Origin of the sequence: Lacihabitans soyangensis (assembly GCF_024343775.1) — a bacterium.
Lineage (GTDB): Bacteria > Bacteroidota > Bacteroidia > Cytophagales > Spirosomataceae > Leadbetterella > Leadbetterella soyangensis.
Map to the genome: position 1 here is coordinate 1 of NZ_RJUF01000113.1, position 1,986 is coordinate 1,986.

General features: G+C 42.9%; 2 protein-coding genes. Both read right to left on the minus strand.

What is annotated here, in order from left to right; genetic code table 11:
* Window positions 1-884: 884 nt before the first annotated feature.
* Window positions 885-1,208: a GIY-YIG nuclease family protein gene (locus EGI31_RS14730; protein ID WP_255037774.1), complete on the minus strand. Its 324-nt coding sequence runs from the start codon at window positions 1,206-1,208 to the stop codon at window positions 885-887.
* 82 nt (window positions 1,209-1,290) lie between these two features.
* A partial coding sequence (locus EGI31_RS14735) for a M3 family metallopeptidase (protein ID WP_255037945.1) occupies window positions 1,291-1,986 on the minus strand: 696 nt, incomplete at its 5' end.

The following is a 1,986-nucleotide window of genomic DNA, read 5'->3' on the forward strand; positions in this document are numbered from 1 at the left end:
AATCATAATAGTTTATACATATCGAACTTCCCTTGGAAAAGCTCAGTGAGACAGCCCATGTCAGGCTGAGCCTGTCGAAGCCCCGTCCCAATATTCAATACAGTTTTTATGTACAAAACGCCCCTTCGACAGGCTCAGGGAGACAAACGTTGTCAGTCTGAGCTTAACGAAGCCCCGCTACAATAATCTTTATTTTTTTCCATTGATAACTTCCCTTGGAAAAGCTCAGTGAGACAGCCCATGTCAGGCTGAGCCTGTCGAAGCCCCGTCCCAATATTCAATACAGTTTTTATGTACAAAACGCCCCTTCGACAGGCTCAGGGAGACAAACGTTGTCAGTCTGAGCTTAACGAAGCCCCGCTACAATAATCATAATAGTTTATACATATCGAGCGTCCCTTCGACAGGCTCAGGGAGACAAAACTGTCAGGCTGAGCTTGTCGAAGCCCCGCCCCAATATTCAATACAGTTTTTATGTACAAAACGCCCCTTCGACAGGCTCAGGGAGACAAACGTTGTCAGTCTGAGCTTAACGAAGCCCCGCTACAATAATCATAATAGTTTATACATATCGAGCGTCCCTTCGACAGGCTCAGGGAGACAAAACTGTCAGGCTGAGCTTGTCGAAGCCCCGCCCCAATATTCAATACAGTTTTTATGTACAAAACGCCCCTTCGACAGGCTCAGGGAGACAAACGTTGTCAGTCTGAGCTTAACGAAGCCCCGCTACAATAATCATAATAGTTTATACATATCGAGCGTCCCTTCGACAGGCTCAGGGAGACAAAACTGTCAGGCTGAGCTTGTCGAAGCCCCGCCCCAATATTCAATACAGTTTTTATGTACAAAACGCCCCTTCGACAGGCTCAGGGAGACAAACGTTGTCAGTCTGAGCTTAACGAAGCCCCGTCTTTTCCAAACTGAGTGTAATTTTTAGCGTACAAAACCAAATTTTCCCAATCTCTTTCAATCAAAGCAATCTTTTTCCTTCTACTCCAACCTTTTAGTTGTTTTTCTGTGGCTATGGCTTGACTAACATCAGAAAATTCTTCAAACCATTTCAGTTCTACTGGTCTTTTGTTAAATGTGTATGCATCTTCATTAACTCCAAATTCATGTTCTTGGAGTCTCCTTTCCAAATTGGAGGTCATGCCTACATAAAAAGAACCATCCGAGCATTGAAGAATATAGGTGTAGTAAGTTTTCATAAATGGTAGTAGAATTTAGTTTTGAGAGAATGGAAGTTAAAAAGTGAGCCTATCCAAAGCCCTTATAACTATTCTCCCAAACTCAAGCCTTCAAAGCAGCCAATTCACCTTTCACAAAATCCATAAGTTCAGCTATATAAGCTTTCGAGAAGTCGAATTTGATGCCGGCGGCTTCGTATATTTCTTTGATCGTTTTGGTGTAGCCCAATTTTAGTGCGGCCAAATATCCATCGAGACCTGCTTTTGGGTCTTTTTTGTAATTTCTCCAAACACTAATCGCACCCAGTTGGGCCATACCGTATTCGATGTAATAAAATGGCACCTCATAAATGTGCAGTTGGCGTTGCCATGAATATTCTCTAAAATGCTCGAAACCAGACCAATCGGTAACATTGTCTGAAAACTCTCCATTTATTCGCATCCAAGCCGACTTTCTTTCATCTTCCGTATGGGTCGGATTTTCATAAATCCAATGTTGGAATTTATCTACCGTCGCTATCCATGGCAATGCGGCCAAAATATCTTCGAGATGTTCTATTTTGGCTCTTTTGAGGTCTTTTTCATTTTCAAAATACGTATCCCAATGCTCCATTGAAATCAATTCCATACTCATAGAAGCCAGCTCAGCTACTTCCATGGTTGGGTTGCGGAATGCGTTGATAGGCAGATTTCTCACCTCAAAGGAATGTATCGCATGACCGCCTTCATGCACCATCGTCACCAAATCCCGCACACTGTCGGTGGCATTCATAAATATAAAAGGCACTCCAATCTCTTC

Excerpts from the sequence above, each read along its gene's own strand:
- EGI31_RS14730 (WP_255037774.1), bottom strand. The coding sequence starts at position 1,208 with ATGAAAACTTACTACACCTATATTCTTCAATGCTCGGATGGTTCTTTT.